At 71.3% G+C, this 25,743-nt stretch carries 21 protein-coding genes and 2 pseudogenes; 12 read left to right on the top strand and 11 right to left on the bottom strand.

What is annotated here, in order from left to right; translation table 11 throughout:
* Positions 1–132: 132 nt before the first annotated feature.
* Positions 133–1,041: a LysR family transcriptional regulator gene (locus LNW71_RS21240; protein ID WP_250972086.1), complete on the bottom strand. Its 909-nt coding sequence runs from the start codon at positions 1,039–1,041 to the stop codon at positions 133–135.
* Between the two features lie 106 nt (positions 1,042–1,147).
* Here LNW71_RS21240 and LNW71_RS21245 point away from each other — a divergent pair.
* Positions 1,148–2,049: pseudogene (locus LNW71_RS21245) on the top strand (EamA family transporter).
* A 29-nt stretch (positions 2,050–2,078) separates the two neighbouring features.
* Here the strand turns inward: LNW71_RS21245 and LNW71_RS21250 are convergent.
* Positions 2,079–2,866: pseudogene (locus LNW71_RS21250) on the bottom strand (sugar phosphate isomerase/epimerase family protein).
* 120 nt (positions 2,867–2,986) lie between these two features.
* A complete protein-coding gene (locus LNW71_RS21255) occupies positions 2,987–4,051 on the bottom strand; it encodes a LacI family DNA-binding transcriptional regulator (protein ID WP_250969682.1) in 1,065 nt (354 codons plus the stop codon).
* Positions 4,052–4,181: 130 nt separating this feature from the next.
* Between LNW71_RS21255 and LNW71_RS21260 the strand changes: the two genes are divergently transcribed.
* Genes LNW71_RS21260 through LNW71_RS21270 form a run of 3 tightly spaced genes read left to right on the top strand, consistent with a single transcriptional unit; the run spans position 4,182 to position 7,346 of the window.
* On the top strand, positions 4,182–5,333 hold the full coding sequence (locus tag LNW71_RS21260) for a Gfo/Idh/MocA family protein (protein ID WP_250969683.1): 1,152 nt from the start codon (positions 4,182–4,184) through the stop codon (positions 5,331–5,333).
* A 37-nt stretch (positions 5,334–5,370) separates the two neighbouring features.
* Positions 5,371–6,516: a dihydrodipicolinate synthase family protein gene (locus LNW71_RS21265; RefSeq protein ID WP_250969684.1), complete on the top strand. Its 1,146-nt coding sequence runs from the start codon at positions 5,371–5,373 to the stop codon at positions 6,514–6,516.
* A complete protein-coding gene (locus tag LNW71_RS21270; RefSeq protein ID WP_250969685.1) occupies positions 6,513–7,346 on the top strand; it encodes a sugar phosphate isomerase/epimerase family protein in 834 nt (277 codons plus the stop codon). Before LNW71_RS21265 ends, LNW71_RS21270 begins: the two co-directional genes overlap by 4 nt.
* A gap of 231 nt (positions 7,347–7,577) precedes the next feature.
* Here the strand turns inward: LNW71_RS21270 and LNW71_RS21275 are convergent, their stop codons facing one another.
* Positions 7,578–7,928, bottom strand: coding sequence for a hypothetical protein (locus LNW71_RS21275; protein ID WP_250969686.1), 351 nt, complete (start codon positions 7,926–7,928; stop codon positions 7,578–7,580).
* 149 nt (positions 7,929–8,077) lie between these two features.
* Between LNW71_RS21275 and LNW71_RS21280 the strand changes: the two genes are divergently transcribed.
* Positions 8,078–10,396, top strand: coding sequence for an ATP-dependent RecD-like DNA helicase (locus LNW71_RS21280; protein ID WP_250969687.1), 2,319 nt, complete (start codon positions 8,078–8,080; stop codon positions 10,394–10,396).
* 129 nt (positions 10,397–10,525) lie between these two features.
* Positions 10,526–11,815, top strand: a complete 1,290-nt coding sequence (locus LNW71_RS21285) for a citrate synthase (RefSeq protein WP_250969688.1) — start codon at positions 10,526–10,528, stop codon at positions 11,813–11,815.
* Between the two features lie 507 nt (positions 11,816–12,322).
* Here the strand turns inward: LNW71_RS21285 and LNW71_RS37005 are convergent.
* The 3 genes from LNW71_RS37005 to LNW71_RS21295 form a co-directional block, all read right to left on the bottom strand.
* A complete protein-coding gene (locus tag LNW71_RS37005; RefSeq protein WP_374119436.1) occupies positions 12,323–12,997 on the bottom strand; it encodes an HAD-IC family P-type ATPase in 675 nt (224 codons plus the stop codon).
* Positions 12,931–14,763, bottom strand: coding sequence for a heavy metal translocating P-type ATPase (locus LNW71_RS21290; RefSeq protein WP_374119437.1), 1,833 nt, complete (start codon positions 14,761–14,763; stop codon positions 12,931–12,933). The genes LNW71_RS37005 and LNW71_RS21290 overlap by 67 nt, the downstream gene beginning before the upstream one ends.
* 106 nt (positions 14,764–14,869) lie before the next feature.
* The gene (locus tag LNW71_RS21295; RefSeq protein ID WP_250969689.1) at positions 14,870–15,178 is read right to left on the bottom strand and encodes a heavy-metal-associated domain-containing protein; all 309 of its coding nucleotides are present in this window, start codon (positions 15,176–15,178) and stop codon (positions 14,870–14,872) included.
* Positions 15,179–15,408: 230 nt separating this feature from the next.
* On the opposite strand from LNW71_RS21295, the gene LNW71_RS21300 reads away from it, so the two are divergent.
* Positions 15,409–16,470, top strand: a complete 1,062-nt coding sequence (locus tag LNW71_RS21300) for a zinc-dependent alcohol dehydrogenase family protein (protein ID WP_250969690.1) — start codon at positions 15,409–15,411, stop codon at positions 16,468–16,470.
* A gap of 108 nt (positions 16,471–16,578) precedes the next feature.
* On the opposite strand, the gene LNW71_RS21305 is transcribed toward LNW71_RS21300, so the two are convergent.
* From LNW71_RS21305 to LNW71_RS21315, 3 genes are all read right to left on the bottom strand, one after another.
* Positions 16,579–16,776, bottom strand: coding sequence for a MarR family transcriptional regulator (locus LNW71_RS21305; RefSeq protein WP_250969691.1), 198 nt, complete (start codon positions 16,774–16,776; stop codon positions 16,579–16,581).
* Positions 16,777–17,063: 287 nt separating this feature from the next.
* Complete coding sequence (locus tag LNW71_RS21310) at positions 17,064–17,435, bottom strand: peptidoglycan-binding protein (RefSeq protein WP_250969692.1); 372 nt, start codon at positions 17,433–17,435, stop codon at positions 17,064–17,066.
* A gap of 117 nt (positions 17,436–17,552) precedes the next feature.
* Positions 17,553–18,479, bottom strand: coding sequence for a sugar phosphate isomerase/epimerase (locus LNW71_RS21315; protein WP_250969693.1), 927 nt, complete (start codon positions 18,477–18,479; stop codon positions 17,553–17,555).
* Between the two features lie 148 nt (positions 18,480–18,627).
* On the opposite strand from LNW71_RS21315, the gene iolC reads away from it, so the two are divergent.
* From iolC to LNW71_RS21340, 5 genes are read left to right on the top strand one after another with little or no spacing between them, the layout of a single operon-like run.
* Positions 18,628–19,671, top strand: coding sequence for a 5-dehydro-2-deoxygluconokinase (iolC, locus tag LNW71_RS21320; RefSeq protein ID WP_250969694.1), 1,044 nt, complete (start codon positions 18,628–18,630; stop codon positions 19,669–19,671).
* On the top strand, positions 19,668–20,585 hold the full coding sequence (locus tag LNW71_RS21325) for a deoxyribose-phosphate aldolase (protein WP_250969695.1): 918 nt from the start codon (positions 19,668–19,670) through the stop codon (positions 20,583–20,585). The genes iolC and LNW71_RS21325 overlap by 4 nt, the downstream gene beginning before the upstream one ends.
* Positions 20,582–21,463 carry a 5-deoxy-glucuronate isomerase gene (gene iolB, locus LNW71_RS21330; protein ID WP_250969696.1) on the top strand — a complete coding sequence of 294 codons (882 nt, stop codon included), beginning with the start codon at positions 20,582–20,584 and terminating at the stop codon, positions 21,461–21,463. The genes LNW71_RS21325 and iolB overlap by 4 nt, the downstream gene beginning before the upstream one ends.
* A gap of 40 nt (positions 21,464–21,503) precedes the next feature.
* Positions 21,504–23,402, top strand: a complete 1,899-nt coding sequence (gene iolD, locus LNW71_RS21335) for a 3D-(3,5/4)-trihydroxycyclohexane-1,2-dione acylhydrolase (decyclizing) (RefSeq protein ID WP_250969697.1) — start codon at positions 21,504–21,506, stop codon at positions 23,400–23,402.
* A gap of 12 nt (positions 23,403–23,414) precedes the next feature.
* Positions 23,415–24,914 carry a CoA-acylating methylmalonate-semialdehyde dehydrogenase gene (locus tag LNW71_RS21340; protein ID WP_250969698.1) on the top strand — a complete coding sequence of 500 codons (1,500 nt, stop codon included), beginning with the start codon at positions 23,415–23,417 and terminating at the stop codon, positions 24,912–24,914.
* A 65-nt stretch (positions 24,915–24,979) separates the two neighbouring features.
* Here the strand turns inward: LNW71_RS21340 and LNW71_RS21345 are convergent, their stop codons facing one another.
* On the bottom strand, positions 24,980–25,726 hold the full coding sequence (locus LNW71_RS21345) for a VC0807 family protein (protein WP_250969699.1): 747 nt from the start codon (positions 25,724–25,726) through the stop codon (positions 24,980–24,982).
* Positions 25,727–25,743 lie beyond the last annotated feature (17 nt).

The following is a 25,743-nucleotide window of genomic DNA, read 5'->3' on the forward strand; positions in this document are numbered from 1 at the left end:
GGGTGGTGAAAGAAACTGCCAAGAAGCACGGATATCCAGAAAATAACTTCCGGTCAAGGGTCCGGACCATTTTGAGCGCGTCCCGTCCCGCCCTGGCGGGGTGACGAATCCACCCACCCCGCCCGCGGTGGGTTATCGCAGCCCCACACCCGTCCCGTGCGCCTGAAGCGCCGAGACCGCCGCCGTGATCGCGGGGCGCCGGGCCGCCTCCGTGCGCCACAGCGCGTACAGCCGGCGCACCGGCACCGGGTCGATCCGCACCGCCACCACCCCGTCCGGCAACGGCCCGCGGCCCAGCCGGGGAATCATCGCGACGCCGAGACCGGCGGCGAGCAGCGCCAGCTGGGTGTGGTTCTCCTCCGCCTGGTGCCGGATGTCCGGCTCGTAGCCCGCCGTGCGCAGCGTCCGTACGAGCCAGTCGTGGCAGACCGTCCCCGGCGGCTGGCAGATCCACCGCTCCTTCGCCAGTTCCTCGCGCCGCACCCCGTCCCGGCCCGCCAGCCGGTGGTCCGCCGGCACCAGCAGGTCGCACCGGTCGTCCCCGATCACCGCCTGCGCCACGCCGTCCGGGGCGGGCAGCGGGGCGATGTCCCAGTCGTGCGCGACGGCCAGGTCGATCACGCCCTTGGCCACCAGGTCGACCGAGAGGTGCGGATCGACCTCCGTCATCCGGACGTCCAGGGCCGGGTGCTCGCGGTCCAGCTCCGCCAGGACCCCCGGCAGCAGCCCGCGTGCCGCCGAGGCGAACGCCCCGATCGACAGCCGGCCCGTCGGAAGCCCCCTGCGCTCCTCCAGCGTCGTCTCCGCCCGCTCCACGATCGCCAGCAACTGCTGCGCGGTCGCGGCGAGATGGACCGCCTCCTCGGTGAGGGCGATCCCGCGCCCGCGGCGTTCCAGCAGCGTCGTGCGGGTCTCCCGCTCCAGTTTGGTGATCTGCTGCGAGACCGCCGACGGGGTGTAGCCGAGCGCGGCGGCGGCGCCCGCGACGGAACCGTGGACGGAGATGGCGTGCAGCGCGCGCAGCCGGGAAAGGTCGAGCACCGGAGCCTCCGGGGTGGGTGACGCACTCATTCATTAGCAACGCTCAATTCCACCATGAAGAAACCCGCGCTGGTGCTACATGGTTGATACGGGTGATCCTCGGTGCATGCGTCCCCAACACATCGCCCTGGCCGCCCTGGTGGCCGCCGTCTGGGGTGTCAATTTCGTCGTCATCGAGCTCGGCCTCGCCCACTTCCCGCCGCTGCTCTTCTCCGCCCTGCGCTTCCTGGTCGCCGCGCTGCCCGCGGTCTTCTTCGTCGGCCGGCCGAAGGTCGCCTGGAAGTGGATCGTGGGAGTGGGGCTGGTTCTGGGTGTGGCCAAGTTCGGCCTGCTGTTCATCGGCATGGACCGGGGGATGGGGCCGGTCTCTCCTCCCTGGTCCTTCAGGTGCAGGCGGTCTTCACGGTGCTCTTCGCGGCGATCGCGCTCAGTGAACGCCCAGGGCGGGTCAGGGTGTTGGGGATGGGGGTGGCCCTCGCGGGCATCGGAGTGGCCGCGGTGGACGAGGGGGCGAGCGGGCCTGTGCTCGCCTTCGTGCTGGTGATCGCGGCGGCTGCCTGCTGGGGTGTGTCGAACGTGCTGACCCGCAAGGCCGCCCCGCCCGACTCCCTCAACTTCATGGTGTGGGTCTCCACCGTGCCGGTCCTGCCGCTGCTCGGCCTCTCCCTCCTCTTCGAGGGCTGGGACCGCGACACGGCGGCGCTTGCCGCACTCGACTGGAGCGGCGCCGGAATCATCGTCTACGTCGCCTGGATCACGACGGTCTTCGGCTTCGGGGCGTGGGGCTTCCTGCTGAGCCGCTACCCGGCCTCGTCCGTCGCCCCGTTCACCCTGCTCGTGCCGGTCTTCGGGATGTCGTCGGCGGCGGTCCTGCTCGACGAGTCGGTCAGCCCGCTGCGGTGGTGCGCGGCGGCGCTGCTGGTCGGCGGGGTGGCCCTCACGTCACTTGCGGGGGCGCGACGGCCCCGCGTGGTGGCTGCGGACGCGCCGGCGCCGGCCCCGGTCTGAGAGAGGGGCCGGCCGCCGCGATGCGCGCCCTACTGCTTCGGGGCGCCCAGCCGCAGCAGGTGCTCGCGTCCCGCGCCCAGCAGACCCGGCAGCTCCGCCGCCCCCGGGTGCCAGCGCTTCTCGTACTCCCAGCAGACCCAGCTGTCCGCGTCCAGCGTGTCCAGGCACGCCCGCAGCGGCAGCACCCCGGCCCCCAGCGCCAGCGGCTCGGTGGCCTCGGCCGACGCGATGTCCTTCACCTGTACGTAGCCCAGGTGCGGGGCCAGCACCGCATGGCTCGCGACCGGTTCCTCGCCGGCCAGCCAGGTGTGCATGATGTCCCACAGCGCGCCGATGCTCCCGTGCCCCACCGTCCCCACCACCCGGGCCACGTCGGCCCCGGCGCGGTGCGAGTCGTGCGTCTCCAGCAGGATGCGTACGCCCATGTCCGCGGCGTACGGGCGGCCGCGGCCAGCCGGCGGGCGGCGGTCGCGTCGGCCGTGGCGGGGTCCTGGTCGCCGCCGCCGGGGAAGACCCGGACGTTGCGCGCGCCCAGGTCCCGGGCGAGCTCCACCAGCCCGGCGAGCTCGTCCAGCACCGGCTGGTCGTCCCCCTCGGCCGCGGCCCGGACATAGCCGGCCACGGTCAGGATCTCGATCCCGCCCCGCTTGAACTCCTCGACGACATCGGCGCGTTCGAGCATCGAGAGCCCCGGGTGCACCGGCTCCTCGGGGTGGGCGCGCAGCTCCACACCCTGGTAACCGTGCTCGGCCGCCAGCCGGACGACCTCGGATATCGGCAGCCCCGGCACCCCGAGGGTGGAGAAAGCGAGCTTCACGTGCATGTTCCTTTCATCGGTACCTGTGCCTGCCCCCGCGCACCGTACGGACCGGGCGGCGGCCGGCACACCTTCGGCTCACGGCTTGCATGACGGATGCCCCGGTCCGGGGCAACCAAGTCACACCCGCGGCACCGCCGTCGAACCCCGCACCATCAGCTCCGCCGGGATCGTCGCGACGCCGCCCGGCGGCGGGGTCTCCTTGCCCATCGCCAGCCGGCCCGCCCGCGCCCCCGCCTCGAAGAGCGGCAGCCGTACGGTCGTCAGGGCCGGGACCACGTCCACCGAGAACGGCAGGTCGTCGAAGCCGGCCACCGAGATGTCCTCGGGGATGCGCAGGCCCCGGTCCCGGATCGCCGCGGCGGCACCCAGTGCCACCGTGTCGTTGGCGGCGACGACGGCCGTGATCCCCGGTTCGCGGCGCAGGAGTTCGACGGTGGCGTCGTAGCCGGAGCTGCGGTCGTAGGAGCCGTGCACGGTGAGCCGGTCCTCGTCGCCGACCAGCCCCGCGGCCTTCATCGCGTCGCGGTGGCCCTCCAGCCGGTGCCGGGTCGTGGTCCGCTCCAGCGGTCCCGCGACATAGCCGATCCGCTGGTGGCCCAGCGAGATCAGGTGCTCGGTGAGCCGCCGGCCGCCGCCCCGGTTGTCGAAGGCGAGCGCGGCCAGGATCGAGTCGCCGTCCGGCAGCGGGGGCCGCCCGCACAGCACCACCCTGGTGCCGGCGTCGGCGAGTTTCGCCAGCTTCGCGGACATCGCGGCCTGGTGCGCCGGGTCCTCCACCGCGCCGCCGGTGAGGACGACGGCGGCGGCGCGCTGGCGCTGGAGCAGGGTGAGGTAGGTGAGCTCACGGGCCGGGGAACCGCCGGTGTTGCAGACAACGGCGAGCTTCTCGCCGCCCGCCCGGCCCGAACCGTCGCCCGGACCGCCGATCTCCGTCTGTGCCGCCCCGGCCATGATCCCGAAGAACGGGTCGGCGATGTCGTTGACCAGGATGCCGATCAGATCGGACGTGGCGGCCGCGAGCGAGCTCGCGGGCCCGTTGAGCACGTAGTCCAGGTCGTCCACCGCGCGCAGCACCCGCTCCCGAGTGGACGCGGCCACCGGGTAGTTGCCGTTCAGTACGCGGGAGACGGTGGCCGGGGACACCCGGGCGCGCGCCGCCACGTCCGCCAGGGTGACTGTCATCCGCATTCCTCCGAGGTGTGATGAGGGGGACAGGAGCAATCAGCGTGCCCCCTCTTGTCCAGGCCGCTGTCGGCAGGCTAGCGTCCTCTCGTATAGAAAGCGCTTGCTACGGGTGTATGGAGGAACTTTCGTGACACGCAGGACAGTGCGCATCGCCATGAACGGCGTCACAGGTCGCATGGGATACCGGCAGCACCTGGTGCGCTCGGTCCTCGCGATCCGCGAACAGGGCGGACTCGACCTCGGCGACGGCGACGTGCTGTGGCCCGAGCCGGTCCTCGTCGGCCGCCGCGCCCACGTGCTGGAGGAGCTCGCCGCGCGGCACGGTCTGACCGAGTGGTCGACCGACCTCGACGCGGTGCTCGCGGACGAGACCATCGACATCTACTTCGACGCCCAGGTCACCTCGGCCCGGGTCGAGGCGATCAAGAAGGCCGTCGCCGCCGGCAAGCACGTCTACACCGAGAAGCCCACCGCCACGGACCTCGACGGCGCCCTGGAGCTGGCCCGCCTCGCCCGGGACGCGGGGATCAAGCACGGGGTCGTCCAGGACAAGATCTTCCTGCCGGGCCTGCTGAAGCTGAAGCGACTCATCGACGGCGGCTTCTTCGGCGAGATCCTCTCGGTGCGCGGGGAGTTCGGCTACTGGGTCTTCGAAGGCGACTGGCAGGAGGCCCAGCGACCCTCCTGGAACTACCGCTCGGAGGACGGCGGCGGCATCGTCGTCGACATGTTCCCGCACTGGGAGTACGTCCTGCACGAGCTGTTCGGCCGGGTCACCACCGTCCAGGCCCACGTCCAGACGCACATCCCGCAGCGCTGGGACGAGCACGGCAAGCCCTACGCGGCCACCGCGGACGACGCCGCGTACGGCATCTTCCAGCTGGAGAGCGGCGCCGTCGCGCAGATCAACTCCTCCTGGACGGTCCGGGTCAACCGCGACGAGCTCGTCGAGTTCCAGGTCGACGGCACCCACGGCTCCGCCGTCGCCGGCCTGCGCAACTGCCGCGTCCAGCACCGCTCGGCCACCCCCAAGCCGGTGTGGAACCCCGACCTCCCGGTCACCGAGTCCTTCCGCGACCAGTGGCAGGAAGTCCCCGACAACGCCGTCTTCGACAACGGCTTCAAGGCCCAGTGGGAGCTGTTCCTCCGCCACATCGTGCTCGACGAGCCCTACAGCTGGGACCTGATGGCCGGCGCCCGCGGCGTCCAGCTCGCCGAGCTCGGCCTCAGGTCATCCGCCGAGGGCCGCCGCTTCGACGTCCCGGAGCTGAACCTGTGACGCCGCGCCCCACCACCGTCGCACCGGAGCTGACCCTGTGACCATCCACCTCCCGCAGGGGCGCTACGAGCCCCGCACCACCCCGCTGGACCTCGCCCCCGGCGGGGCGCCCCTCGCCTCCCGTACGGTCTTCTCCGCCGCCCATGTGGTCGCGGACCCGTACGCCGACATCAGCCCCGACTCGCCCGCCGCCGTCGACTGGGACGCCACCCTCGCCTTCCGCCGCCACCTCTGGTCCCACGGCCTCGGGGTCGCCGAGGCCATGGACACCGCCCAGCGCGGCATGGGCCTGGACTGGGCGGGCGCCGCCGAACTGATCCGCCGCTCGGCGGCCGAGGCCAGGTCCGTCGGCGGCGCGATCGCCTGCGGCGTCGGCACCGACCAGCTCCCCGCGGGCCCGGCCACGCTCGCCGAGGTGCGCGCCGCGTACGAGGAACAACTGGCCCTCGTCGAGGGGAGCGGGGCCCAGGCGATCCTGATGGCCTCCCGCGCACTCGCCGCCGCGGCGAACGGCCCGCAGGACTACCTGGAGACCTACGCCCACCTGCTGCGCCAGGCCACCGAGCCGGTCGTCCTGCACTGGCTGGGCCCGATGTTCGACCCCGCGCTGGACGGCTACTGGGGCTCCGCCGACCTCGATGCGGCCACCGACACCTTCCTCCAGGTCATCGCCGAACACCCGGACAAGGTCGACGGCATCAAGATCTCCCTCCTGGACGCGGAGCGCGAGATCGACGTCCGCCGCCGCCTCCCGGGCGGGGTGCGCTGCTACACCGGCGACGACTTCAACTACCCGGAGCTGATCGCCGGCGACGACCGCGGCTTCAGCCACGCACTGCTGGGCATCTTCGACCCGCTGGGCCCGCTGGCCGCGCACGCGGTACGGGTCCTCGACACGGGCGACGCCTTGGGGTTCCGTGAACTCCTCGACCCCACGGTCGAGTTGTCCCGGCACCTGTTCCGGACTCCGACCCGTTACTACAAGACGGGCGTGGTGTTCCTCGCCTGGCTGGCCGGTCACCAGGACCACTTCACGATGGTGGGCGGCCTGCAGTCGGCCCGCTCGCTGCCGCACCTGGCGAAGGCGTACGAACTGGCCGACCGGCTGGGCCTGTTCCCCGATCCGGAGCTGGCCGAAGCCCGGATGCGGGCCCTGCTCACCGTGCACGGAGGCGCCCGATGACGAACGACCTCTCCCGGCTCTCCCTCAACCAGGAGACCATCAAGCAGTGGTCGCTGCCCGAGCTCGCCGAGGGCTGCGTGAAGGCGGGCATCGGCCAGGTCGGTCTGTGGCGGGGACCCGTCCAGGAGTACGGGGTGGAGGCGACAGCCCGCCTCCTCTCCGACTCCGGCCTGTCCGTCACCAGCCTCTGCCGGGGCGGCTTCCTCACCGCACTCGACCCGGCCGAGCGGGCCCGCGCCCTGGACGACAACCGTGCGGCGCTCGACGAGGCGGCCGGCCTGTCCACCGACACCCTGGTCCTGGTCTCGGGCGGCCTCCCGGAGGGCAGCAAGGACCTGTACGGCGCCCGCGAACGCATCGCGGACGCGCTGGCCGAACTGGCCCCCTACGCAGCCGAACGAGGCGTACGCCTGGCCATCGAACCGCTGCACCCGATGTTCGCCTCGGACCGCTGCGTCGTGTCCACCCTGTCCCAGGCCCTGGACCTTGCGGAACGCTTCCCCGCCGAGCAGGTCGGAGTGGTCGTCGACACCTACCACCTCTGGTGGGACGACCAGGTGCCCGCCCAGATCGCCAGGGCGGGTGCGGGCGGCCGGATCCACAGCTTCCAGCTCGCCGACTGGATCACCCCGCTCCCGGCGGGAGTCCTGGTCGGGCGCGGTCAACTCGGGGACGGCAGCGTGGACTTCCGCGCCTTCCGGACGGCGGTCGAGGCCACCGGTTTCGACGGTCCCATCGAGGTGGAGATCTTCAACGAGGACCTCTGGGCACGCGACGGTGCCGAGGTGCTGGCCGAGGTCGCCGCCCGGTACCTGGAGCACGCCTGCTGAACCCGTGACCCGGCCGCCCAGGCAGCTGAGGCAAAGAGATTGCCAAGACGTACAACCCTTGAGCATCCTGCCGGGTCACCTCTGTCGTCGGAACGCTTCCGGGGGGATCCGGGGGGATCGGGAAGCTCCGACGGGAGGGGAAAGCGAGTGGGGTCCGGTCGAGAGACCGGGCCCCGTTTCGCCTTCCGGGCAGCGCCGGCCGCGGCGATTCTGAGACGAGCCGCGTACGCGCTACTTCTTACGGGAGGACCGTTTCGCCAGAGCCGCGAGGACCAGCGGCAGCAGCAGCTCGACCCCGCGCTTGACCGTGGCCGGGGGCAGCCCGGTCCGCTTGGCCACGGCGCCGGCCACCGGGCCGCTCAGCTTGCCGAGCACCCCGCCCGCGAGCCCGCCGCCGAGCGTGGCCACCCCGGTCAGCGGAGGCTCCTCCGCCGGCACGGGCGCCTCCTCGGTGGCGGTGACCGTCTCACCGACAAACCGCTGCGCGCCCTCCGTGTCCGTGTCCAGCACCCGGGCGACCTCGTGGAGACCGTCGTCGCCCAGCTCGTTCAGAACGTCCTTCTGCGTGGATTCGTCGCTCATACGAAGCACGCTACGACGCCCGCCCGATGCCGGCATTCCGGCGTGTCGGGCGTCCTGGATCCGGCTCCCGTGAAAGCCCGGCGGCACCGGACCCGGGCAGGCTCCCTCTTCCGGGCACGCTGTCGGCGCTGCCCGGTACCGTCTCCGGCATGTCCACCACGTCCACCACGCCGAACATGGCCGTCCTCGAAGGCGTGCTTGAGCGGATCACGTACGCCAACGAGGAGAACGGGTACACGGTCGCGCGCGTCGACACCGGGCGCGGTGCCAACGATCTGCTGACCGTGGTCGGTTCACTGCTCGGCGCGCAGCCCGGTGAGTCGCTGCGGATGGAGGGGCGCTGGGGCTCGCACTCGCAGTACGGCAAGCAGTTCACCGTCGAGAACTACACGACGATCCTCCCCGCCACCATCCAGGGCATCCGCCGCTACCTCGGCTCCGGGCTGATCAAGGGCATCGGCCCGGTCATGGCCGACCGGATCACCACCCACTTCGGCGTCGACACCCTCGACATCATCGAGCAGCAGCCGAAGCGGCTCGTCGAGGTGCCCGGGCTCGGCCCGAAGCGGACGAAGATGATCGCCGCGGCCTGGGAGGAGCAGAAGGCGATCAAGGAGGTCATGGTCTTCCTCCAGGGCGTCGGCGTCTCGACCTCGATCGCGGTGCGCATCTACAAGAAGTACGAGGACGCCTCGATCTCCGTCGTGAAGAACCAGCCCTACCGGCTGGCCGCCGACGTCTGGGGCATCGGCTTCCTCACCGCCGACAAGATCGCCCAGGCGGTCGGCATCCCGCACGACAGCCCGGAGCGGGTCAAGGCCGGACTCCAGTACGCGCTGTCGCAGTCCACCGACCAGGGCAACTGCTTCCTCCCTGAGGAGCGGCTGATCGCGGACGCGGTGAAGCTGCTCCAGGTGGACACCGGCCTGGTCATCGAGTGCCTCGCCGAGCTGGCCGATGAGCCGGAGGGCGTCGTACGGGAGAAGGTGCCGTCACCCGAGGGCGGTGAACCCGTCACGGCCGTGTACCTGGTGCCCTTCCACCGCGCCGAGATCTCCCTCGCCGCCCAGGTACGGCGGCTGTTGCGGACGCCCGAGGAACGGATGCCGGCCTTCGGGGACGTGGACTGGGACAAGGCGCTGAAGTGGCTCGCGGGGCGTACCGGCGCGAAGCTGGCGCCCGAGCAGGAGGCCGCGGTGCGGCTCGCGCTCAGCCGGAAGGTCGCCGTACTGACCGGTGGGCCCGGCTGCGGGAAGTCGTTCACCGTCCGGTCCATCGTGGAGCTGGCACGGGCCAAGAAGGCCAAGGTGGTGCTGGCCGCGCCCACCGGCCGGGCGGCCAAGCGGCTCTCCGAGCTGACCGGGGCCGAGGCCTCCACCGTGCACCGGCTGCTCGAACTGAAGCCGGGCGGCGACGCGGCGTACGACCGGGACCGTCCGCTGGACGCCGATCTGGTCGTCGTCGACGAGGCGTCGATGCTCGATCTGCTGCTCGCCAACAAGCTGGTCAAGGCGGTGGCACCCGGTGCCCATCTGCTGCTCGTGGGAGATGTGGACCAGCTGCCGTCGGTCGGTGCGGGGGAGGTGCTGCGGGATCTGCTCGCCGACGGCGGACCCGTCCCGGCGGTCCGGCTGACCACCATCTTCCGTCAGGCCCAGCAGTCCGGCGTCGTCACCAACGCCCACCGGATCAACTCCGGCGTACCGCCCCTCACCCAGGGGCTCAGCGACTTCTTCCTCTTCGTGGAGGACGAGACGGAGGACGCCGGGGTGCTCGCGGTGGACGTGGCGGCCCGCCGCATCCCCGCCAAGTTCGGTCTGAACCCCCGCCGTGACGTGCAGGTACTCGCACCCATGCACCGCGGGCCGGCCGGGGCCGGCCATCTCAACGGCCTGCTCCAGCAGGCCATCACACCCGCCCGCCCCGGCCTGCCCGAGAAGCGGTTCGGCGGCCGGGTCTTCCGGGTCGGCGACAAGGTCACCCAGATCCGCAACAACTACGACAAGGGCGAGAACGGCGTCTTCAACGGCACGGTCGGCGTCGTCACCGCCCTCGACCCGGACGAGCAGAAGCTGACCGTTCTCACGGACGAGGACGAGGAGATCAGCTACGACTTCGACGAGCTCGACGAGCTGGCCCACGCGTACGCCATGACGATCCACCGCTCCCAGGGCAGCGAGTACCCGGCCGTCGTCATTCCGGTCACGAAGAGCGCCTGGATGATGCTCCAGCGGAACCTGCTGTACACGGCCGTGACGAGGGCCAAGAAGCTCGTCGTGCTGGTCGGGTCCCGGCAGGCGATCGGCCAGGCGGTCCGCACGGTTTCCGCAGGCAGACGCTGTACGGCGCTGGATTACCGGCTGCGAGGCGGGGCGGAAGGAGGATCCGTCGAAAAAATGATCGATCAAATCGGTGGGAAACATCACGGAGGTCTTCCGGAACCGGAGTCAAGGGGGCAGGATGCTTAAGTTGGCGGCACTCAGTGCCGCCAATAGGTCCAATGGACGACCCCGAGTGCACTCTCCTGAGCCAAATGGGGGAGGGTGGAGACAGTCAGGGAACCTCGAAGAAGAGGCACTACGTCGGTGAGGGATGACGTGAGCGACAACTCTGTAGTACTGCGGTACGGCGATGACGAGTACACCTACCCGGTGATCGACAGCACCGTCGGCGACAAGGGCTTCGACATCGGGAAGCTCCGGGCGAACACCGGTCTGGTGACGCTGGACAGCGGATACGGCAACACCGCTGCCTATAAATCGGCCATCACCTATCTCGATGGCGAGCAGGGCATCCTGCGGTACCGCGGCTACCCGATCGAGCAGCTCGCCGAGCAATCGACGTTCCTCGAGGTCGCGTACACGCTCATCAACGGTGAGCTCCCGAAGGTCGACGAACTGTCGGCCTTCAAGAACGAGATCACCCAGCACACGCTGCTGCACGAGGACGTCAAGCGGTTCTTCGACGGCTTCCCGCGCGATGCCCACCCGATGGCCATGCTGTCCTCGGTCGTGAGCGCGCTGTCCACGTTCTACCAGGACAGCCACAACCCGTTCGACGAGGAGCAGCGTCACCTCTCGACGATCCGGCTGCTGGCCAAGCTGCCGACCATCGCGGCGTACGCGTACAAGAAGTCGATCGGTCACCCGTTCGTCTACCCGCGCAACGACCTCGGTTACGTCGAGAACTTCCTGCGCATGACCTTCTCGGTCCCCGCGCAGGAGTACGTGCCCGACCCGGTCGTCGTCTCGGCGCTGGAGAAGCTGCTCATCCTGCACGCGGACCACGAGCAGAACTGTTCGACCTCCACCGTGCGTCTGGTCGGCTCCTCGCAGGCGAACATGTTCGCCTCGATCTCCGCCGGCATCTCGGCGCTGTGGGGTCCCCTGCACGGTGGCGCCAACCAGTCGGTGCTGGAGATGCTCGAGGGCATCCAGGCCAACGGCGGCGACGTCGACTCCTTCATCCACAAGGTGAAGAACAAGGAGGACGGCGTCCGCCTGATGGGCTTCGGCCACCGGGTGTACAAGTCCTTCGACCCGCGCGCCAAGATCATCAAGGCCGCGGCCCACGATGTGCTGTCCTCGCTCGGCAAGTCCGACGAGCTGCTCGACATCGCGCTCAAGCTGGAGGAGCACGCGCTCTCCGACGAGTACTTCGTCTCGCGCAACCTCTACCCCAACGTGGACTTCTACACCGGTCTCATCTACCGGGCCATGGGCTTCCCGAGCGAGATGTTCACGGTGCTCTTCGCGATCGGCCGGCTTCCGGGCTGGATCGCCCAGTGGCACGAGATGATCAAGGAGCCGGGTTCCCGCATCGGCCGCCCGCGCCAGATCTACACCGGCGAGGTCCTGCGCGACTTCGTCCCGGTCGAGGGCCGCTGAGCCCCCGCACCACCCCTGCGCCGCCCCGGGCCACTTCGGCCGGTTGCCTTCGCCCCGACTGCCGCGCTTTCGCACAGAGCGCGGCGGCAGGGGCGATTTGCTTGTGCCCGCTCGTCCCGGACGCCTCCGGACATGCGAGAAGCGCCTCGCCATCGATCCCCCCACGGGCCGACAGCGAGGCGCTTCCCATATCCCGGAGCGGATTCCCCCCACGGGATCCGGCCGGGCGTTCAGTGGGAGCCGAAGCTCCTGGGTGTTCCTCGGTACTGCGTGTCCTGCGCTTCTCCTCGTACTGCCTTCCTGCCTGCGGTCTGCCGGGGTACGTACCGACGGGAGGGCCGCTCAAAGCTCCCCGGTGCACGTGCCCCGGCCAACGCTTGCCCGGAGTGTCCCCCAAGACCCTCCGTCGGATGTCCCCCAAGACACCCTTGGCATCGCACTCTAAGACTCGCGGACCCACCGAATGGTTACCCCAAAAACAGTGTGATCTAAATCTCATTGTGGAAATTAGGTGAAGGACCGCAGGCGCAGGCTGTTCGTTACGACGAAGACCGAGGAGAAGGCCATCGCCGCTCCTGCAATCATAGGGCTGAGCAGGCCAAATGCCGCAAGGGGTAGAGCAGCAACGTTGTAACCGAATGCCCAGAAAAGGTTGCCCCTGATGGTGGCCAGGGTCCGGCGGGCCAGACGGATGGCATCGGCGGCCACCTTGAGATCTCCACGAACGAGGGTCAGGTCGCTCGCCTCGATCGCGGCGTCCGTGCCTGTGCCCATGGCCAGGCCGAGGTCGGCGGTGGCCAGTGCGGCGGCGTCGTTGACGCCGTCACCGACCATCGCGACCGCATGTCCCTCGGCCTGCAACCGCTCGATGACGTGCGCCTTCTCCTCGGGCAGCACCTCGGCACGGACCTCGTCGATGCCGACCGCGCGGGCCACGGAATCGGCCACTGCCCGGTTGTCGCCGGTCAGCAGGATCGGTGTCAGACCGAGTGCGCGGAGCCGCTCGACGGCCTCGGCGCTGGTGTCCTTGACCGCGTCCGCGACCTCCAGGACCGCCCGTGCCTCGCCGTCCCAGGCGACCGCGATCGCGGTACGGCCCTGGGCGGCCGCCTCCGTCAGGGCGGCGGAAAGAACTCCCGGTACGTCGATCCCGGCGTCGGCGAGGAGCCGGGGGCGGCCCACGAGGACGGTGTGGCCTTCGACGGTGCCTTGGACGCCGAGGCCGGGGATGTTGGTGAAGTTGTCGGGGGTGGGGAGGGGGTGGTGGTGCGGTTGGTGGCTGCGGTGGTGACGGCTTGGGCGATGGGGTGTTCGGAGGCGTGTTCCAGGGCGCCGGCGAGGTGGAGTGCGTGGGTTTCGGTGGTGCCGGGTGTGGTGTGGAGGGCGAGGAGGGTCATTTTGCCGGTGGTGACGGTGCCGGTCTTGTCGAGGACGATGGTGTCGATGCGGCGGGTGGTTTCCAGGACTTCGGGGCCTTTGATGAGGATGCCGAGCTGGGCGCCGCGTCCGGTGCCGACCATGAGGGCGGTGGGTGTGGCGAGGCCGAGGGCGCAGGGGCAGGCGATGATCAGTACGGCGACGGCGGCGGTGAACGAGGCGGTCAGGTCGTCGGTGATCAGCAGCCAGGAGACCAGGGTGGCCAGGGCGATGAGCAGGACCACCGGGACGAAGACCGCGGAGATCCGGTCCGCGAGGCGCTGGGCCGCCGCCTTCCCGTTCTGCGCGTCCTGGACCAGCTTCGCCATCCGGGCCAGCTGGGTGTCCGCGCCGATCCGGGTCGCCTCGACGACGAGCCGGCCGCCCGCGTTCAGCGTGGCGCCGGTGACCGGGTCGCCGACGCCGACCTCTACGGGCACGGATTCGCCAGTGAGCATGGACGCGTCCAGGGCCGAGCTGCCCTCGACGACCGTGCCGTCGGTGGCGACCTTCTCGCCGGGGCGGACCACGAAGCGGTCGCCGACGGCGAGCCGGGCAACGGGGATACGCACTTCGGCGCCGCTGCGCAGGACCGCGACGTCCTTGGCACCCAGATGCATCAGCGCCCGCAGGGCGGAACCGGCCTTCCGCTTGGACTTCGCCTCCAGGTAGCGGCCCAGCAGGATGAAGGTGACGACTCCGGCGGCGACCTCCAGATAGATCGTGGAGGAGCCTTCGGAGCGGGAGGCCGTGAAGTCGAAGCCGTGCCGCATGCCGGGCATTCCCGCGTCACCGAGGAACAGCGCCCAGAGTGACCAGCCGAAGGCGGCGAGGGTGCCGACCGAGACGAGCGTGTCCATGGTGGCCGCGCCGTGCCGGAGGTTGGTCCAGGTAGCCCGGTGGAAGGGCAGCCCGCCCCAGACGACGACGGGGGCGGCGAGAGTGAGGGAGAGCCACTGCCAGTTGTCGAACTGCAACGCCGGGATCATCGCCATCGCGACCACGGGGGCGGCGAGGACGGCCGAGACGATGAGCCGCTGACGCAGGGAGTCCAGGGCGGCGGTGGGGGCGTCAGGGGTGGCTGGGGCGTCGGGGGCGGCCTGGGTGACCGCGGTGCTCGGGCTCGGGCCGTGCGCCGTACCTGAGCTGCCTGAGGCGGCTGTGGGGGCTGTGGTGCCCGGGTCTCCCGCCGCGTGCGGGACGGGCGGCGCGTCGGGGGCTGGGGCCTCAGCGGCCGGGGCTGGCGCCGGGGCCTCCGCGGTCGGCGCAGGGGTCGGTGCGGGGCGCGGCACCGGCTCCGCCGTGTAGCCGGTCTTCTTCACGGTGGCGATCAGATCGGCGAGACCGGTCTGAGGGCCGAAGTTAACCCGGGCCTTCTCGGTGGCGTAATTGACGGTGGCGGTGACCCCGTCCATCCGGTTCAGCTTCTTCTCGACGCGAGCCGCGCAGGAGGCGCAGGTCATCCCGCCGATGGTGAGCTCGGCCACCGAACTCTCCGCTGCCGGGGTGTCGGCCTCTGTTGCGCTGTGCATATCCGAACTCCTGAAACGCCGACCGGGCCGTACCCCACCAGTATCTGCTGGTCGGTCCGGCCCGGTGGAAAAGGGGGCGGTGCGGGTGGAGCGGATCGCGGGGAGCTCAGGCCTGGCCTGCAAACTCGTAACCGGCCTCGTCGACGGCGGCGCGCACGGCCTGCTCGTCCAGAGGCGCCCGGGAGATCACCGTCACCCGACCGGTGGACGCCACGGCCTTCACCGAGGTGACACCCTCGATACCGGAGAGCTCCTCGGAGACGGCACCCTCGCAGTGTCCGCAGGTCATGCCGGTCACCTGGTAGACCGTGGTGACGCCGCCCTGCTGCGCGTCGGCGCCCGCACCGTCGTGGCAGGAGCCGCTGGGTGAGCAGCAGGAGCCGGTCGCCTGGGGGAGCTGGGTCTCGGCGGTCATTGTGTTCTCCTCTTCGACGAGCACAAATGGGTGTGGCGGCAGGGGCCCAGGGGGTTCCGGGAAGGCCGGTGCACCTCCACACTCAGGAGACTATACCCCTAGGGGGTATAAATGCGAGCGGCCCGGACTCGCTGTCGGCCATTCGGGGGAGTGCGGGCCTGCGGCGCGCAGGGCGGCGGCGCGTAGATTCGGCCGTCCGGAGAACGGGGCGCGGGTGAAGGGTGGGGCACATGCGGGCAGTGGTGTTCGAGGAGTTCGGGCAGGAGGCCCGGGTCCGGAACGTGGCGGATCCCAGCCCCTCCCGTCAGGGGGTGGTGGTCCGGGTCGAGGCCACCGGGCTGTGCCGCAGCGACTGGCACGGCTGGATGGGCCACGATCCAGACATCACCCTCCCGCATGTGCCCGGACACGAACTGGCGGGTGTGGTCGAGGCGGTGGGGAAGGACGTCGTCGGCCACCGGCCGGGCGACCGGGTCACCGTCCCCTTCATCTGCGCCTGCGGCCGCTGCTCCGCCTGCGCAGCCGGGGCCCAGCAGGTCTGCGAGCGCCAGACCCAGCCGGGCTTCACCCACTGGGGATCGTTCGCCGAGTACGTCGCACTGGAACAGGCCGACGTCAATCTGGTCTCCGTGCCCGACGGGATGTCGTTCGGTACGGCCGCCGGCCTCGGGTGCCGGTTCGCCACGGCGTTCCGGGCCGTGGTGGCCCGGGGCCGGGTGGCCGCGGGTGAATGGGTCGCCGTGCACGGCTGCGGCGGGGTCGGGCTCTCGGCCGTGATGATCGCGGTGGCCTGCGGCGCCCGGGTGGTCGCGGTCGACGTCTCGCCGGACGCCCTTCGGCTGGCCCGGACGCTCGGCGCGGTGGAGTGCGTGGACGCCTCCGCGCACCCGGAGGGGGCCGGCGAGACGGTGCGCGAACTCACGGGTGGGGGTGCCCAGTTGTCGCTGGACGCCCTGGGGTCGCCGGTCACCTGTGCGGCCTCGGTCCGGAGCCTGCGCCGACAGGGGCGTCATGTGCAGGTCGGGCTGCTTCCGTCGGCGGCCGGCGACCCCGTCGTACCCATGGCGAGGGTGATCGCCCTGGAGCTGGAGGTGCTCGGCAGCCACGGCATGGCCGCGCACGCCTACCCGCCGATGATGGACATGGTCCGGGCCGGCACCCTGCGCCCCGATCTGCTGGTGACCTCCACCATCGGCCTGGACGCGGCCCCGGCGGCGCTCGCGGCGATGGGCGCGGCGCGCGGAGCCGGAGTGACGGTCATCGAACCGGCGCGTCGGCCGCCCCGCGCGTGACAGGTGCCGCACGGGGCTCCTCCCGCACGTGGGGCGGCCCCGTACGGCGACGGGTGGGAGCCGGTCGCCGCACGGGGCGGGGCGGAGGGGAGAAGGGGGAAGGGCGGGTCAGTCCCGGCGGCCCCGATTGCCGGGGCGGGTGGCGACCCAGGCGCGGATGGTGTCCGCGTACCAGTAGGGCTTGCCGTTCTCCACGTGGTCCGGTGACGGAAGGAGACCGTGTTTGCGGTAGGAGCGCACCGTGTCCGGCTGCACCCGGATGTGCGCGGCAATGTCCTTGTAGGACCAGAGCCTTCTGTCCGTCATAAGTGACACCTCTCTGCGTCGCAGCGGCAGCCTGGGGGCCGTCGGGGGAGCTGCGGCACGGACGCTGACGATCACTCAGCCTGTGTTCGGTGAACGACGGACGGCGTGGTGGGGGAGGGGCTGTCGAGCGCCTGTGACGGAAGACCCGCGTAACGGAGACATGTGTGACGGGGAGGGGATCTCTGTGACAGAAGGCGTGCATTGGGGTCAAAGGGGCCGCCCTCGGAAGGGCGTGGCGCGCGCCGGGCCAGACGCCGGGTGTGACGTGTGGCCCGGTTGGTGAGCCGTTACGCGTGCCAGAGCGCCGACCAGGTGTCCGGGCCGACGAGCCCGTCCGGTACGAGCGGCGGGTGGTCGGCCTGGAAGCGTTGTACGGCGACGAGGGTCCGCGGGCCGAACGCGCCGTCCACCGCGTCCCACGGCAGGTAGCGGCGGTTGGCCAGCATGCACTGGACCTGGGAGACGTGTTCGCCCTGCTCGCCGAAGGCGGTCAGCCCGTTGCCTTCGTAGAAGGCGCAGACGGGGCTGGAGCCGAGCGGGGGCGCGTTGTCCTCGTCGGCCGCGGCGCCGGGGGCGGTGCTGAGCGCGCTGGCCAGGGCGAGGGCGGCCAGGGCCGCGGACCCGGCCGCCCGGTGGAACGGCAGCATCTTGCGAATCACGGTGAATTGCTCCTCGTGTGGTGTGGGGCGGGGAGCGGTGGTGTCCCGGTCCCGGCTTCTCTCCGAGGACAACACCGCGCGACGCCGTCACGTCACGTCCGAGGGCGGCACGGTGTGTCAGGGGGTCTGCCGCGGGCTGCCGCAGGAGCGGAGGAACTCCCGGGTGCGGCGGGCGATCGGGAAGGGCTTGTCGGGCGGGCACGGATACATGTCCTGCTCGACGATCGCGAAGAGGTCGACGTCCAGCCGGCGGGCGGCGTCCAGCACGGGCTCCAGGGCAGGGACCCCGCCCGGCGGCTCGCACATCACCCCGCGCGCCACGGCCGGACCGAACGGCACCCCGTTCGCGACCACTTCGGCCAGGATCTGGGGATCGACCTGCTTGAGGTGCAGATAGCCGATCCGTTCGCCGTAGGTCTCGATCAGCTTGACGCTGTCGCCGCCGCAGTAGGCGTAGTGCCCGGTGTCGAGGCAGAGCGAGACCAGGGCGGGATCGGTGGCGTCGAGGAAGCGGCTGACGTTCTCCTCGGTGTCGATGTGGGTGTCGGCGTGCGGGTGGACGACGATGCGCAGGCCGTAACGGTCCTGCACCTCGCGCCCCAGCCGTTCCGTCTGGGTGGTGAGGTCGCGCCACTGCTCCGCGGTGAGGGTGCGGTCCTCCAGCACCTCGCCCGTCTTGTCGTCGCGCCAGAAGGCCGGGATGACCACGAGGTGGGCGGCGCCCATCGCCCGGGTGAGTGCCGCGATATCGGCGACATGCGCCCAGGTCCGGTCCCAGACGTCCGGACCGTGGTGCAATCCGGTGAAAACGGTGCCCGCCGAAACCGTCAGTCCGCGGCTGCGGGTCTCGTCGGCGAGGCGGGCCGGGTCGGTCGGGAGATAGCCGTACGGGCCGAGCTCGATCCACTCGTAACCCGCGGTGGAGACCTCGTCGAGGAAGCGGTGCCAGGGCACCTGCTGCGGATCGTCGGGGAACCACACACCCCAGGAGTCGGGCGCGGAGCCGATGCGGATGCGGGCCGGAGTGGATGCGGAGGAGGTCATGCCGTCAACCCTCACGGCCCCGGGAGACGGGTGTCAAGCATTGGTCCGTATGTCCGGACCAATCATTGACAGCATTCCGGGGGAGAAGCTAGACCGGGGCCGGTGGCCGCGGCCGCCGGCTGCCGCACCGGTCGTCGAAGGGACACAGATGCCTGAGCCGTACGACGTGATCACCATGGGCCGGATCGGAGTGGACCTCTACCCCCTGCAGGCCGGCCTGCCGCTCGCCCGGGTCGATGCCTTCGGGAAGTTCCTCGGCGGCTCGCCCACCAACGTCGCCGTAGCGGCGGCCCGACTCGGCCGGCGCACCGCGGTGGTGACCCGCACGGGGCGGGACGCGTTCGGGGAGTACCTCCACCAGCAGCTGCGGGAGTTCGGGGTGGACGACCGATGGGTGACGGCCGTCGGCGAGTACCCGACCCCGGTCACCTTCTGCGAGATCTTCCCGCCCGACGACTTCCCGCTCTACTTCTACCGGCAGCCCAAGGCCCCGGACCTGGAGATCCACGAGTCGGAGCTGGACCTCGACGCCGTCAGGTCCGCCCGGGTGTTCTGGATGACCGGCACCGGGCTCTGCGCCGAACCCAGCTGCTCGGCGACGCTCGCTGCGCTACGCGCCCGCAACCGCTGCGGCATCACCGTCTTCGACCTCGACTGGCGCCCGATGTTCTGGGAGGAGCCGCAGCACGCCGCGGCGGACGGCCCGCCCCACCCCGCCGCCTCCGCGCGTTACCGCGAAGCTCTCGCCCACGCCACCGTCGCCGTCGGCAACCTCGACGAGTGCGAGATCGCTACCGGTGAGCGCGAACCGTACGCCGCCGCCCGCGCCCTCCTCGCCGCCGGTGTCGAGCTCGCCGTCGTCAAGCAGGGCCCCGCGGGCGTCCTCGCCGTGCACCGCGACGGCTCGGTGGCCGATGTCCCGCCGCTTCCCGTCGAGGTGGTCAACGGGCTCGGCGCGGGTGACGCGTTCGGCGGCGCCCTGTGCCACGGCCTGCTCGCCGGCTGGGAGACCGCCCGCATCATGCGGTACGCCAACGCCGCAGGCGCCATCGTCGCCTCCAGGCTCGCCTGCTCCTCCGCGATGCCGTTCCCCCACGAGGTCGAAGCCGCGCTGGCCGCGGGCACCGTCAGCGCGGCCGGTCCCGGCAGCAGCCCACCGCAGGCCCCCACCGAGTCCGGCACGGCCTCATGACGCCCGCGGCCGCCTCCGTCGCCGACCTCGTCCACCTGCGCATGCACCACCCCGAAGCCGTCGCCGAGGCCGCCGCCCGGCGTCGCAGGCGGCCGCTCGTCGGGAGCAGCGGGCGGTTGATGATCATCGCCGCCGACCATCCGGCCCGTGGCTCGCTCGCCGTCGGCGCGCGCGAACTCGCCATGGCCAACCGGTTCGAGCTGCTGGACCGGCTCTGCCTGGCGCTCTCCAGGCCCGGCGTCGACGGAGTGCTCGCCACCGCCGACATCCTCGACGACCTGCTGCTGCTGGGCGCGCTGGAGGACAAGGTCGTCGTCGGGTCGATGAACCGCGGCGGGCTGGCCGGCGCCGCCTTCGAACTCGACGACCGGTTCACCGGCCACCGCCCCGAGGACCTCGCCCGGCTCGGCTTCGACGCGGGCAAGCTGCTGCTGCGGATCGACTACCACGACCCCGGCTCCCTCGACACGATGCACACCACCGCCCGCGCCATCGACGCCATGGCCGCACACCGGCTGCCGGTCTTCGTCGAACCCTTCCTCTGCCGCCGCACCGGCGGCAAGGTCCGCAACGACCTGAGCGCCGCGGCGGTGAGCACCTCCATCGCCATCGCCTCCGGGCTGGCCGGCACCTCCGCGTACACCTGGCTCAAGGTCCCGGTCACCGAGAAGCCCGAGGACATGGCGCAGGTGATGGAGAGCTCCACGCTGCCCGCCGTACTGCTGGGCGGCGAGGTGGGCGAGGACCAGGACGGCGCGTACGAGAGATGGCGTACCGCGTTGCGGCTGCCGACCGTCCGGGGGCTGGTGGTGGGGCGGTCGCTGCTCTACCCGGCCGACGGGGACGTGAGCGCCGCGGTCGACACGGCCGTATCGCTGCTCGAACCGGGCAGGACGGGTAGGGAAGGGACATGACGATGCACGGAGAACCGAGGTACCACCTGGCCGCGGGCAGCGCGGCGAGCGGTCCCTACGCCCTCGACATCGCTCCGGAGCGGGCCGGCTGGGAGCGCTCCAGCCTGCGCGTGGTGGAGCTCGAACCGGGAGGTGTTCACACACTTGTCACCGGGGAGAGCGAGTGGATCGTGCTGCCGTTGGCCGGTGCCTGTACGGTGCACATCTCAGATGAGATCTTTGAACTGCTGGGCCGGAAAAGCGTGTTCAGCGGGGTATCCGACTTCGCGTACGTACCGCGTGACGCCCACGCACAGATCGCCTCCGGCGCAGGTGGCCGCTTCGCCCTGGCAGGAGCGAAGTGCGAGCGACGACTCCCCGCTCGCTACGGCCCCGCGCCGGAGGTACCCGTCGAACTGCGCGGCTCCGGCGACTGCTCCCGCCAGGTCAACAACTTCGCCGCCGCCGACACCTTCGACTGCGACCGGCTGATCGCCGTCGAGGTCCTCACCCCGGGCGGCAACTGGTCCTCCTACCCGCCGCACAAGCACGACGAGCACCACCCCGGCGAGGAGTCCGTCCTGGAGGAGATCTACTACTTCGAGGTGGCCGACGACGGCCTCGGCTACCACCGGGTGTCCCCGTCCCGCCCCGGCGGGACGGACGTCCTGGCCGAGGTCCGCACCGGCGACGCGGTCCTCATCCCGGACGGCTGGCACGGCCCGTCCATCGCCGCACCCGGCCGCACGCTGTACTACCTCAACGTGATGGCGGGCCCGGGGGAGCAGCGGGAGTGGCTGATCCGCGACCATCCCGACCACGGCTGGATCCGCGACACCTGGCCGTCGCAGCCCATGGACCCCCGCCTCCCGTTCTACGGACCGGAGGCACACGCATGAGCGCCTCCCGGCCCCCGCTCCACGCACCGGAGGTGACCGCGTGACCGCGTCCCCGCCACGCACCCGCCGCCTCACCACCGCCCAGGCCCTGGTGGCCTTCCTCGCCCGGCAGTACACCGAACGGGACGGCCACCGCCACCGGCTGATCGGCGCCACCTGGGGGATCTTCGGCCACGGCAACGTCGCGGGCATCGGCCAGGCGCTCCTGGAGACCGGGGCCGGCATGCCCTACCTCCAGGGCCGCAACGAGCAGGCCATGGTGCACGCCGCCGTCGGTTACGCCCGCCAGTCCGGCCGGCTCTCCGCACACGCCGTCACCACCTCCATCGGCCCCGGCGCGACCAACCTCGTCACCGGCGCCGCCCTCGCCACCGTCAACCACCTCCCGGTGCTGCTGCTGCCCGGCGACACCTTCGCGACCCGCCCGGCCGACCCCGTACTCCAGCAGCTGGAGGTCCCGTCCGCGGGCGACGTCTCGGTCAACGACTGCCTGCGCCCCGTGTCCCGCTACTTCGACCGGATCAACCGCCCCGAGGCGCTGGTCCCGGCCGCGCTCACGGCCATGCGGGTCCTCGCCGACCCGGCGGAGACCGGCGCGGTCACGCTGGCGCTGCCGCAGGACGTCCAGGCCGAGGCGTACGACTGGCCGGCCGACTTCTTCGCCGAACGGGTCTGGCACGTACGCAGGCCGCTCCCCGATCCGCACGAACTCGACCGGGCGGTACGGGCGGTGCGTGCCGCGCGCAGGCCGCTCGTCGTCGCGGGCGGCGGGGTCCACCACAGCGCGGCCGAGGAAGCGCTGGCCGCGTTCGCCGCCGCCACCCGCATCCCCGTCGCCGCCACCCAGGCGGGCAAGGGCTCGCTGCGCCACGACCACCCCGCCGACGTCGGCGGCATCGGCCACACCGGCACCACGACCGCCGACGACCTGGCGCGCGCCGCCGACCTGGTGATCGGGGTGGGCACCCGGTACTCGGACTTCACCACGGCGTCCGCCACCCTCTTCGCGAACCCGGACGTCCGCTTCCTCAACCTCAGCATCACCGGCTTCGACGCCCACAAGCTCGGCGCACTCCCGCTCGTCGCCGACGCCCGCGCGTCCCTCGAAGCCCTCACCGCCGCTCTGGCCGGGAGCGGCGGCCACCGGACCGACCCCGCGTACGAGAGCGAGTACACCGAGGCCAAGGCCGGCTGGGAGCGGCGCGTCGACGCCGCCTACGCCACCCCCGACCCGGACGCCCGCCCCACCCAGGCCCAGGTACTCGGCCTCCTCGACGAGCTGGTCACCGACGAGGACATCCTGATCAACGCCGCCGGTTCGCTCCCCGGTGACCTGCACAAACTCTGGCGGACCCGCTCGCCGCAGCAGTACCACGTGGAGTACGGCTACTCCTGCATGGGCTACGAGATCCCCGCGGCGATCGGAGTCCAGCTGGCCGCCCCCGGCCGCCCGGTCTGGGCGCTGGTCGGGGACGGCACGTACCTGATGAATCCCACCGAGATCGTCACCGCCGTCCAGGAGAACCTGCCCATCCGGCTCGTCATCCTGCAGAACCACGGATACGCGTCGATCGGGGGTCTCTCCGAGTCCGTCGGCGGCGAACGCTTCGGTACGGCCTACCGCCACCGGTCGGCGGACGGCGGCTTCACCGGCCCGCCGCTCCCCGTCGACCTGGCGGCGAACGCCGCCTCCCTGGGCATGCGGGTACTGCGCGCCGGCACAGTGCGTGACCTGCGAGAAGCCCTCGCCGACGCCCGTGGCGCCGACCGTCCCACTTGTGTCTACGTCGAGACCGAAACGGCAGACACAGTGTCGGGCCCCCCTCCGGCACAGGCGTGGTGGGATGTTCCTGTAGCCGAAACGGCCACTCGCCCGTCGGCGGTAAAAGCCCGGGAAGAGTACGAACGTCATGTCGCCGACCGACGCCGCCACCTCTGAAGGAGTCACAGCATGAAGACCGTCAACCACTGGATCGGTGGCAAGACCGTCGAGGGCGCGTCGGGCAACTACGGCCCGGTCACCGACCCGGCCACCGGCGTCGTCACCACCCAGGTGGCGCTCGCCTCCTCCGAAGAGGTCGACGCCGCGGTGGCTGCTGCGAAGGACGCGTACGCGACGTGGGGCACGTCGTCGCTGGCCGCCCGCACCGCGGTCCTCTTCCGCTACCGGGCGCTGCTGGACGCCCACCGCGACGACATCGCCGCGCTGATCACGGCCGAGCACGGCAAGGTGCACTCCGACGCGCTCGGCGAGGTGGCCCGCGGTCTGGAGATCGTCGAGCTGGCCTGCGGCATCACCACCCAGCTCAAGGGCGAGCTGTCGACCCAGGTGTCCACCCGGGTCGACGTCTCCTCGATCCGCCAGTCGATCGGTGTCGTCGCGGGCATCACACCGTTCAACTTCCCGGCCATGGTGCCGATGTGGATGTTCCCCCTCGCCATCGCGTGCGGCAACACCTTCGTGCTCAAGCCCAGCGAGAAGGACCCGTCGGCCGCCAACCTGCTGGCCGAACTGGCCTCCGAGGCCGGCCTGCCGGACGGTGTGCTGAACGTCCTGCACGGTGACAAGGTCGCCGTCGACGGCCTGCTCAACCACCCGGACGTCGCCGTCGTCTCCTTCGTCGGATCGACCCCGATCGCCCGCTACATCCACGCCACCGCCTCGGCCAACGGCAAGCGCGTCCAGGCGCTCGGCGGAGCGAAGAACCACATGCTGGTGCTGCCCGACGCGGACCTCGACGCCGCCGCCGACGCGGCCGTCTCCGCCGCGTACGGCTCCGCCGGTGAGCGCTGCATGGCGATCTCCGCCGTCGTCGCGGTCGGCTCGATCGCCGACGACCTGGTCGGCCGGATCAAGGACCGCGCCGAGAAGATCAAGATCGGCCCCGGCAACGACCCGGCGTCCGAGATGGGCCCGCTGATCACCGCCGTCCACCGCGACAAGGTCGCCTCCTACGTCACCGGCGCGGCGGCCCAGGGCGCCGACGTCGTCCTCGACGGCACCGGCCACACGGTCGAGGGCTTCGAGGACGGCCACTGGATCGGCCTCTCCCTCCTCGACAACGTCTCCACCGACTCGGACGCCTACAAGGACGAGATCTTCGGCCCGGTCCTGTGCGTGCTGCGCGTCGACACGTACGAGGAGGGCGTCGCGCTGATGAACGCCTCGCCGTACGGCAACGGCACCGCGATCTTCACCCGCGACGGCGGCGCGGCCCGCCGCTTCCAGCTGGAGATCGAGGCCGGCATGGTCGGCATCAACGTCCCGATCCCGGTCCCGGTGGGCTACCACTCCTTCGGTGGCTGGAAGGACTCGCTCTTCGGCGACCACCACATCTACGGCAACGACGGCGTGCACTTCTACACCCGCGGCAAGGTCACCACCACCCGCTGGCCCGACCCGGCCGACGCCCCGGCCGGAGTGGACCTGGGCTTCCCCAGCAACCACTGACCCGCACGGACAGCACGACCGCAGGGCCGCTCCCCCGGAGCGGCCCTGCGGCGGTTCCTGAAGGTTCAGCGCTCCGCGACGGCCGTCTTCGCAGCCTTCGCCGTCTCCGCCGTCTCCGCTGTCTCGTCGATCAGTCGCTCCATCGGAACGACCGCGACCCGGCCCGAGACGACGAACGCCAGCACCATCGCCACGCCCAGAACCACCTGACCGCCCCACACCATCGTCTCGACCGGCACGGTGTACGCACCCACGGCCCGTACGGCGCACTCACCGAGCAGCGCCACACCCCACACCACGGAGAACCGCGCCTCGACCCGCCGGAACGCTCCCGACTCCGTCGAAAGCCGCTGCCAGGCAGCTGACTTGGCGGCCTCGCCCCGGGTCAGCCACGGACGCAGCCCCGCCGACATCATCGGCCGCCCCCGCAGCGCGGACACCAGGACCACCAGCCCGATGGTGCTGCTCACCCCGCTGTCCTTGAGGAGCATCAGCCGGGGATCACCCGCCACCAGGCTCAGCAGCAGCCCGACCGCGTTCACCGCCACCATCAGCGCCGCGAGCGCGTTGAGGCGCCGGTCGCGCACCACACCCCACACGGTCCGCACCCCCGGCACCACACTGCTCCAGGCCAGCGCACCGAACGTCCCCAGTCCCGCGGCCTTCAGCACGTAGTACGAGAGCAGCGGCACCGCCACATCCACGAGCAGCGGCATCAGGCTGTCCAGCAGGGCCTTGCGCGGTGAGAACGCAACGGCGGCGACCTGAGCCTCGGCAACAGGTGCGACGACAGCGGCGGCCGGGCTGCTCATGACGGGTTCCTCCCGTA

Source organism: Streptomyces sp. RKAG290 (assembly GCF_023701695.1).
GTDB lineage: Bacteria > Actinomycetota > Actinomycetes > Streptomycetales > Streptomycetaceae > Streptomyces.

Bases quoted from the DNA above. Each gene is read 5' to 3' on its own strand.
- LNW71_RS21315 (WP_250969693.1), bottom strand. From the start codon at position 18,479: ATGACCTCCTCCGCATCCACTCCGGCCCGCATCCGCATCGGCTCCGCG.
- LNW71_RS21325 (WP_250969695.1), top strand. From the start codon at position 19,668: ATGACGCCCGCGGCCGCCTCCGTCGCCGACCTCGTCCACCTGCGCATG.
- LNW71_RS21275 (WP_250969686.1), bottom strand. From the start codon at position 7,928: ATGAGCGACGAATCCACGCAGAAGGACGTTCTGAACGAGCTGGGCGAC.
- LNW71_RS21295 (WP_250969689.1), bottom strand. From the start codon at position 15,178: ATGACCGCCGAGACCCAGCTCCCCCAGGCGACCGGCTCCTGCTGCTCA.
- LNW71_RS21270 (WP_250969685.1), top strand. From the start codon at position 6,513: ATGACGAACGACCTCTCCCGGCTCTCCCTCAACCAGGAGACCATCAAG.
- LNW71_RS21345 (WP_250969699.1), bottom strand. From the start codon at position 25,726: ATGAGCAGCCCGGCCGCCGCTGTCGTCGCACCTGTTGCCGAGGCTCAG.
- iolB (WP_250969696.1), top strand. From the start codon at position 20,582: ATGACGATGCACGGAGAACCGAGGTACCACCTGGCCGCGGGCAGCGCG.
- LNW71_RS21305 (WP_250969691.1), bottom strand. From the start codon at position 16,776: ATGACGGACAGAAGGCTCTGGTCCTACAAGGACATTGCCGCGCACATC.
- iolC (WP_250969694.1), top strand. From the start codon at position 18,628: ATGCCTGAGCCGTACGACGTGATCACCATGGGCCGGATCGGAGTGGAC.
- LNW71_RS21300 (WP_250969690.1), top strand. From the start codon at position 15,409: ATGCGGGCAGTGGTGTTCGAGGAGTTCGGGCAGGAGGCCCGGGTCCGG.
- LNW71_RS21280 (WP_250969687.1), top strand. From the start codon at position 8,078: ATGTCCACCACGTCCACCACGCCGAACATGGCCGTCCTCGAAGGCGTG.
- LNW71_RS21255 (WP_250969682.1), bottom strand. From the start codon at position 4,051: ATGACAGTCACCCTGGCGGACGTGGCGGCGCGCGCCCGGGTGTCCCCG.
- LNW71_RS21340 (WP_250969698.1), top strand. From the start codon at position 23,415: ATGAAGACCGTCAACCACTGGATCGGTGGCAAGACCGTCGAGGGCGCG.
- LNW71_RS21290 (WP_374119437.1), bottom strand. From the start codon at position 14,763: ATGCACAGCGCAACAGAGGCCGACACCCCGGCAGCGGAGAGTTCGGTG.